A 7,633-nucleotide genomic window follows, 5' to 3' on the forward strand; every position below is an offset into this window, starting at 1 on the left:
GGCGTCCCGCCCGTCCGTTTTGGCCGGGGGGGACGCCCATCCCACTTTCAAGAGTGGAAGTTATTTAATTCTCATTCCTTAATAAGTACAGCTTCCTGTACTTACCGCAAGATGGTTCTGTCCTCAAGCTTCCGACTCATTGCAGAGTCTTGTTCCCGTGTGCCCCACGGTACAATTCAAAACCCAAAATACTGGTTTCTAGGCGTACTTGTTGCTCGAAGTTTTTACCCGCGCCAGCTTTTCTGCGCTCAAGCCCATAACTTCAGTTTTCAAGGTGCGTTGCCTTCAGGCGACTGGGTTTTTAATGTGGTTGAATACCCTAGCCACATTACAATATTATCATGACCAAGAATAAAAAGTCGTCCTAGAAGGACGGGGCTTTAGACCCAATTTTTTGGTAAAATGCTTGCAGAGGCTGGTGCAGAAAACGGGCCGATCGCCCGATCGCCATTGTGTCTCACGGCTTTGTATATTCAACTCTAAAACTTAAAATTGCACGGACGATCGGAAATAGCTGACAGCTACATTATGACCAAATTGACTCTGGTAATCGGCAACAAAAATTATTCCTCTTGGTCGCTGCGCGCTTGGCTGGCGATGAAACAAGCTGGACTGGAATTTGCCGAGGTGAGAATCCCCTTAGACTGGCCGACAACCCATGAGGAAATTCGGCGCTATTCTCCTTCGGGAAAAGTGCCAGTTTTAATCGACGGCGACTTGAAAGTGTGGGAATCTTTAGCAATTTGCGAATACGTTGCAGAACGCTTTGCAAATGATTTGTGGCCGACAGATGTAGCCCAACGGGCGATCGCCCGTTCCATCTGCGCCGAAATGCACGCGGGTTTCCAAAATTTGCGCGACAATATGCCGATGGACTGCCGCAACCGCTATCCGGGAGAAGGGAGGACTCCCGGTGTAGAAGCAGAGATCGATCGCATCTTTGCCATTTGGCGCGAATGCCGTCAAAAATTCGGAACAGGTGGCAATATGCTATTCGGAAAATTCACAATTGTTGACGCTATGTTTGCCCCCGTTGTGATGCGTTTTGTCACCTACGGAGTCAAATTAGATTCAGTAACAAAAGCTTATGCGGATGCGATTTTGGCCTTGCCTGCCATCCAGGAATGGGTAGCAGCAGCTTACAGCGAAACGGAAAGTATTCCACACATGAAAATCTAGGAAAAATCAGTTTACTTAAACTCAAATCTCAAATTTCAAGTCTCAAATATGAAATCAGGATGCGGATTCTTTTAGTTGATGATGAAGTTGAGTTGACTGACCCTTTAAGTCGAGTTTTAACGCGCGAAGGTTATACAGTAGATGTGGCATTTGACGGAGCAAGTGGCATCAATTTAGCCATGCAGGGCAATTACGATTTGCTAATTTTGGATTGGATGCTACCGAGACAAACCGGACTAGCAATTTGCCAGAAATTGCGATCGCAAGGACGGAATACGCCAGTGCTATTTCTCACCGCCAAAGATACCGTAGACGATCGCGTACAAGGACTCGACGCCGGTGCAGACGACTATTTAGTCAAACCTTTTGAACTGCGAGAATTGCTAGCCAGAGTCCGCGCCTTGCTGCGGCGGCCTCCTACTTTTGATGCCGAGGTTGCTGTCGGGCGGCTGCAAGTTGCAGATTTACAGCTAGACTACGACAATCAATTAGCTTATCGGGGCGATCGTACAATTGACTTATCAGAAAAAGAATGTCAGTTATTAGAATACTTAATGCGCCATACCGGTCAATTGCTAACACACGAACAAATCCACCAGTATTTGTGGAGTGAAACAGAAAAACCCAGCAGCAATGTATTAGCCGCTCAAATTCGCCTCCTGCGCCGCAAAATAGAAGCCCCGGGCGAATCTGTCCTAATTCACACAGTCTATGGCAGAGGCTATCGCTTTGGAGAAGCCAATTAAAAATCATAGAAATTGTACAAAAATCATTTTTACTTCTTCCCTCTTCCCTCTTCCCTCGGACTGACATCCATTACATCCGTTACATCCGTTACATCCGTTACATAATCCGTTGCCGAACTTCCTTTTTCCTGGGGCTATATTATCTATTATCGGGAAAGTGTGCACCCTAAACCAGCCTTTACGTATCTTGACAAACCAAAGTAATTACTGTCACCTCCGGGGGACAAAATAGTCTTCCCGGCGCATAAGTTCCCAAACCGCGATTCACGTACAGCAAATTACTCCCAACCCGATGCAAACCGCTAGCCCATTCCCAGTGAGTAACTACTCGATCCCAAGCCGACAGAAAAGGAATGAACTTTCGGATTCGTTTAGGAATAAAATAGCCAATTTTTCTGACCCAAGCGTACAAAGGGCCGATACCAGGAATAACGATTTGACCGCCGTGAGTGTGCCCAGAAAACTGCAAATCAATCCGCCAATTTTGCAGATTTTCAGCAGTATCAGGATTGTGAGACAAGACAATCCGAGGAATTGCGGGATTTATGGATGCCATGACAGGTTTAGGCGCAAAATCGCCCGACCAAAAATCTGCTAACCCAACTAAAGCCAATTCAGACCCCAAAGGATAGATTGCTTCGTTGTACAAAACCCGAATCCCGACGCTATTTAAAGCATTAGCAACCTCTCTCTTGGCCCCCGGCCAATAGTGGTCGTGATTGCCCAAAACCGCGTAAATTCCCACCCGACTTTGCAACTTTTTCAATCGCTGCACTAAGTCGTAAATAGGTGCGGGATCGTAGGTAATAAAGTCACCGGTTAAAAAAATCATGTCTGGTTCAGCTTGATTGGCCGCAGCAATCGCCTTTTCTAGCAACCATTCCGACAGTCGCACCCCGTCATAGTGAAAGTCAGTAAGCTGTACAATTTTAGTACCAGATAGATTTACTGGAAGATTGGCTATCGGTATTGTTAAATGCTCTACTCGCAGTTTCCCAGTTAATAACCTGTGCATAAATCTAAAGTTTATTGATGACAGAGCGCCACCTCTAGCTTAGCAAATAAACAAGCAAGACTGCCAAACTAGATATTCTTCCCTTTTCCTTATATTCTCTGACTAATTACTACATTCAGGGACGCAAAAAGTCGGATTTACTCAAGAAACTTGAAAAAGAAATGCCCAATCTTCAGTTAGGCTTTATTGCAAAAATGTTTGGGTTTTACGCCCCCAACTAATACAGCATTTTTAGAAAAAAATGACAAGCGAAATCCCCATCGCATCGGCTTACCACGCGGGGATTGCCCCTACCAAACACTATCTCATCACTAATGATTTATTACTAAGGATCGCGAATTAAATAACTTACAATTTTAATTGTTATTGTGGGATGGGCGTCCCGCCCGTCCACTCATGACGGGCGGGACGCCCATCCCACTTTCAAGAGTGGAAGTTATTTAATTCTCATTCCTAAGTAAATGGAAATAAACATGGCGTAGGGGAGGCAGAGTTTTGCATTAATAATAAACTGGTGCCTAGTATAGATCATTGCCTTACCCGCCCCTAATATTTTTTATTGTTTGTCGAGTCTGCCTACTTCTTAACTAATAACTTTTGACGAAAGTCGCTTCTTCTCAATATATTGCTGGTGGTAATCCTCTGCCATATAAAATTCCCCAGCAGGTTTGATTTCCGTGGCAATATCTTTGTCGTATTTACCGGAAAGTTGTAATTTTTGTTTGGAGGCGCGAGCGGCTTTTTCTTGTTCGGAATTGTGATAAAAAATCACCGACCTGTACTGTTCGCCTCTGTCGGGGCCTTGGCGATTGATTTGGGTAGGATCGTGACAATTCCAGAATACATCTAGCAGTGCTTCGTAACTCACCTGCGATCGATCGTACTCTATCAGCACAGATTCAGCGTGACCGGTGACTCTGGCGCAAACATCCAGGTAGCAGGGATTCGGCCAGTGGCCTCCTGTGTAGCCCGCAGCAGTCGAGACGACACCCGCAACGGCGCGAAACTTGTGTTCAACTCCCCAAAAACAACCGGCGGCAAATGTGGCTTTTTCCATCGTGTTACTCATCGTATTGAGATAAAACTTGGCACTAAATTATGGTTGACATATTCCCATAAGTGTGCATTCCCAAACTAATCGCGGCTGTACGTAGTTTAACAAATATTGTCGTGCTTTCTCCAAGGGCTCTAGGGGCGATCGACTAATTCCCCCTGCCAAAAATTGCTGCCAGTAACAGTGTTGTAAATAATCGATTAACCACAACTGAGATTCAGTATCTAAAGTTTTATCAATTTCCTTTGCCAATTCCAAAGCAGACCGCAGATTTTGAGGCAACTGCTTCACCTTTTGCAGCAAATCATCGGGTATTGATTGCAGTTGCTGCCAAATAGAAATCGCCTCCCCAGGACTGCCCTGAGCCATCCCCAGTACCTCGGAATGATTCAAAATCTCCGCGAATCCCGCTTGCTGCAAAACTTGTGCCATTGCTTCGGGATTCAGCCGAGAAAACGAAATTTTTTGACAACGCGAAATTAAAGTTGGCAGCAAAAGTTCCACTGTCGGAGCAATTAAAATTAGGGCTGCTTTTCCCGGTTCTTCCAATGTCTTCAATAAGCCGTTAGCGGCTCCCTCAGCCATTGTTTCTGCTTGTTCCAACACTACGACTGAACGTGCTGCTTCTAGCGGCGGTCTGCTGAGAAAATTACTGATTTCTCGAACTTGTTCTAAACGAATTTGTGGTGGTGCTTTCCGCTTTAAACCGGCTTCCTCTGCTTCCTTTGGCGTAAGCCGTTTGCCTTGGTTCATATAAGTTGGTTCTACCCAAAGTAAGTCTGGATGATTTCGCTGTCGCACGCGATTTTGCACGGAGGCTATTAGTCTGGTTTCGGGAATATTGGCTGAGAATAAAAGCTCGATGAAACACTGAGCGGCTAAACTTTTGCCGATGCCGTTAGAGCCGACAAATAAATAACCAGGAGCAATTCGGTTTCGCTCGACTGCTTGAGTTAGCAATTCTACTGCTCGCTCTTGTCCGATTAATGATGTAAAATAATTCATGTGACAGTATTCAGTTGACAGTATTCAGTTGACAGTTGACAGAAGGAAGTGGACAGAAGGAAGTTATGGTAGGGTGCGTCAGGGGCGCTGAATGTAATGACTACCTCTTCAAGAATTTTGCCCCGCTACCCTATGGTGAGTTAGTTACAACTGAAATCTTGCACCATTCTCAACAAGCTGTAGGGGCGGGTTCACTCTTGAGCCTCGGAAAGTAGCAGACAGGTTAAAAAACCCGCCCCCACCCCACCCAAAAGCCCCAATTGACATTGCTGCAAGATGTCAGTTACAACGAAGAAACCGGGTTTTTCCTCTACCTTGAGGATTTTTAGCAAATATTTCGTAAAAAACCCGGTTTCTGGCTATCTATGTAAGCTTACTTTTCAGAATTGGTATTATTTAAATATCCCCAACCTTCTAACCGGCGAGTTACAATAGCTTGAATTTCCTGAGCGACTTCATATTCAGGCCGATCGGCATTTATGCGAACAATTCGAGATTTATTTGCCTCGGCTAACTCCGAAAAACCTTGCTGCACAAGGCGGTGAAACTTCAAATCCGCTTGCTCGATCCGATCGCACCCTCCGCGAGCCCTTACCCTCGCCAAACCTTCCTCCACATCAATATCCAGCCACAAAGTCAGATCGCTTTCCAAGCCGCCGGTGGCAATGTCATTCAACTGCTTAATTAAATTTAAATTAAGACCGCGGCCGTAGCCCTGATAAGCGATCGTAGAGTCAGTAAAGCGATCGCATAAAACAATCGTTCCCTTAGATAACTCGGGTTTGAGAAAAGTTTCGACGTGTTGAGCGCGATCGGCCGCGTACATGAGTAATTCTGCTCGATCGGATACAGATTCGCCCCCATCTTGTTTCAGCAGCAAATGTCGCAGTCCCCTTCCCAGCTCAGTACCCCCCGGTTCGCGAGTAGCCACCAAGCGGACTCTCAGAAAGCAACTTACTTGCAGGAACTGTATCAAGCGCTGCATTTGCGTAGTTTTACCCGCACCTTCAACCCCCTCAAACACGATCAGTTTGCCTTTCATTGCCCTAACTTTCCACCTGAATAAAATAAATCCATATTGTTCTGTGCATCTGTTCTAGGTTCGGTATGATAATAAAGTCTAAATGCCTCACGGCTGGAGTTGTCTATGGCTCGCTATACTGGTTTTTTTATCGTTGCCGTTCCGATCGACCGTCTCCGTCAATCCCTGATTGAAATTTTAGAGTCATGCAATCTTGATATTATCTACAATACAGGAGATTCCGTCATGGCTCGCGAGCTTCCCGGTCAAGTTTCCATTGCCAAACTTGTCACCGCAGAAGTCCTAATTGAGAAAAACACGGCCAGCGACTCAGAGGTTCGCATGAACTTCGTGATTAAAAACGAAGAACTGCCCCTGCAAACCAACAACCACTGCCGTCAAATGTTCGAGCTAGTGAGTCGTTCAATTATGAACAACAATAACTGGCGACTTTTGGAAAGTATGGCACTCTAGCCATCAGTCAGTCGAGTTTACATTTTAGATTTTAGAGTGACTCCACAGATAAATCTGGGGCCTCGAACTAACGTCGAAACTTCTTTGGTCTCGACTCCTGGTGTGGGGGGCTTGTATCCGTCTTGGTATGAGGCCATTAGTCATTAGTTTCTAGCTAATGACCGATGGCCTCCGACTTTTATATGCAATCCCTAAACTTAAGCTCGAAATCCCCGGCGCAAAAACAAAGAATTTGTCACCACGCTAACAGAACTAAACGCCATAAATGCTCCAGCCGCCGCAGGACTGAGTAGAATTCCGGTTGCAGGCAGCAAGATACCTGCGGCTACCGGAATTCCCAGAGTATTGTAACCAAAAGCCCAAAATAAATTTTGGCGAATCTTATTAAAAGTAGCGCGCCCCAGCTCGATCGACTCAACAACATCCATCAAAGCATTTCGCATCAGCACAATTTGAGCAGTTTCCACTGCCACATCAGTGCCGCAGTGCAAACCGATACCGACATCAGCTTGAGCCAAAGCCGGCGCATCATTGATACCATCCCCCACCACAGCCACTTTACAGCCTTGGGCTTGCAAAGTCGCGATCGCCCTCGCCTTCCCCTCCGGCCGCACCCCGGCCAAAACATCAGCCGCCGCCAAACCTAGCTGCTGCGCCGTCACCGCCGCCGCAGACGGCGTATCCCCCGTCAGCATCATCACCCGCAATCCCATGCCCCGCAAACGTTCCACCGTCGCCTTAGCATCCGGCCTCAGAGTATCTTTTAGGCCGATTACCCCCAGCAAAACGCCCCCAGAAGCCACGTAAACCGCCGTTTTGCCTTGCAAAGACCCCGACAATTCCGTCGCCACAGCGACCCCCTGCTCCTTCATCCACTCAGCATTCCCCGCGAACACCCGCCGGCCCTCCACCAAAGCCGAAACCCCCAAGCCCGGTTCCGTGCAGAAATCCTCAGCAGCTAGCAGCGGCAAACCTTGCTGTTGAGCTTCCAGCAAAATCGCTGCCGCGATGGGATGAGAAGCGCCCCTTTCCACCGCCGCCGCAATTTGCAGCAGTTTTGAGTCAATTGTGGAACAGGCATCTTGCCTGTTGCCAGAAACCCCATCAATTGTGGAACAGGCATCTTGCCTGTTGCCAGA

8 protein-coding genes are annotated in these 7,633 nt (G+C 46.9%); 3 read left to right on the forward strand and 5 right to left on the reverse strand.

Going from position 1 to position 7,633, the window contains the following annotated elements; all coding sequences use genetic code 11:
- Positions 1-528: 528 nt before the first annotated feature.
- Together QT984_RS21700 and rppA are read left to right on the forward strand one after the other, a co-directional pair.
- Positions 529-1,179 (forward strand): glutathione S-transferase family protein, encoded by a 651-nt coding sequence (locus QT984_RS21700; RefSeq protein WP_333053124.1) that lies wholly within the window; start codon positions 529-531, stop codon positions 1,177-1,179.
- 59 nt (positions 1,180-1,238) lie between these two features.
- On the forward strand, positions 1,239-1,925 hold the full coding sequence (gene rppA, locus QT984_RS21705; RefSeq protein WP_333053126.1) for a two-component system response regulator RppA: 687 nt from the start codon (positions 1,239-1,241) through the stop codon (positions 1,923-1,925).
- Between the two features lie 178 nt (positions 1,926-2,103).
- On the opposite strand, the gene QT984_RS21710 is transcribed toward rppA, so the two are convergent.
- The 4 genes from QT984_RS21710 to tmk form a co-directional block, all read right to left on the reverse strand.
- Positions 2,104-2,940, reverse strand: a complete 837-nt coding sequence (locus tag QT984_RS21710; protein WP_333212851.1) for a metallophosphoesterase — start codon at positions 2,938-2,940, stop codon at positions 2,104-2,106.
- Positions 2,941-3,523: 583 nt separating this feature from the next.
- Entirely contained in the window at positions 3,524-4,009 is a 486-nt protein-coding gene (msrA, locus tag QT984_RS21715) for a peptide-methionine (S)-S-oxide reductase MsrA (RefSeq protein ID WP_445299481.1), read from the reverse strand.
- 27 nt (positions 4,010-4,036) lie between these two features.
- Positions 4,037-4,999: a DNA polymerase III subunit delta' gene (locus QT984_RS21720; RefSeq protein WP_333272289.1), complete on the reverse strand. Its 963-nt coding sequence runs from the start codon at positions 4,997-4,999 to the stop codon at positions 4,037-4,039.
- 373 nt (positions 5,000-5,372) lie between these two features.
- Positions 5,373-6,041 (reverse strand): dTMP kinase, encoded by a 669-nt coding sequence (gene tmk / locus QT984_RS21725; RefSeq protein WP_333053131.1) that lies wholly within the window; start codon positions 6,039-6,041, stop codon positions 5,373-5,375.
- Positions 6,042-6,146: 105 nt separating this feature from the next.
- Between tmk and QT984_RS21730 the strand changes: the two genes are divergently transcribed.
- A complete protein-coding gene (locus QT984_RS21730; protein ID WP_190659999.1) occupies positions 6,147-6,494 on the forward strand; it encodes a hypothetical protein in 348 nt (115 codons plus the stop codon).
- Positions 6,495-6,691: 197 nt separating this feature from the next.
- On the opposite strand, the gene QT984_RS21735 is transcribed toward QT984_RS21730, so the two are convergent.
- Positions 6,692-7,633 (reverse strand): HAD-IC family P-type ATPase (locus QT984_RS21735; protein WP_333344074.1); only part of this gene is annotated, 942 nt, incomplete at its 5' end.

The sequence above is a fragment of the Microcoleus sp. Z1_B2 genome (assembly GCF_036700325.1).
Lineage (GTDB): Bacteria > Cyanobacteriota > Cyanobacteriia > Cyanobacteriales > Microcoleaceae > Microcoleus.

Excerpts from the sequence above, each read along its gene's own strand:
- QT984_RS21700 (WP_333053124.1), top strand. The coding sequence starts at position 529 with ATGACCAAATTGACTCTGGTAATCGGCAACAAAAATTATTCCTCTTGG.
- rppA (WP_333053126.1), top strand. The coding sequence starts at position 1,239 with ATGCGGATTCTTTTAGTTGATGATGAAGTTGAGTTGACTGACCCTTTA.
- QT984_RS21710 (WP_333212851.1), bottom strand. The coding sequence starts at position 2,940 with ATGCACAGGTTATTAACTGGGAAACTGCGAGTAGAGCATTTAACAATA.
- msrA (WP_445299481.1), bottom strand. The coding sequence starts at position 4,009 with ATGAGTAACACGATGGAAAAAGCCACATTTGCCGCCGGTTGTTTTTGG.
- QT984_RS21720 (WP_333272289.1), bottom strand. The coding sequence starts at position 4,999 with ATGAATTATTTTACATCATTAATCGGACAAGAGCGAGCAGTAGAATTG.
- tmk (WP_333053131.1), bottom strand. The coding sequence starts at position 6,041 with ATGAAAGGCAAACTGATCGTGTTTGAGGGGGTTGAAGGTGCGGGTAAA.
- QT984_RS21730 (WP_190659999.1), top strand. The coding sequence starts at position 6,147 with ATGGCTCGCTATACTGGTTTTTTTATCGTTGCCGTTCCGATCGACCGT.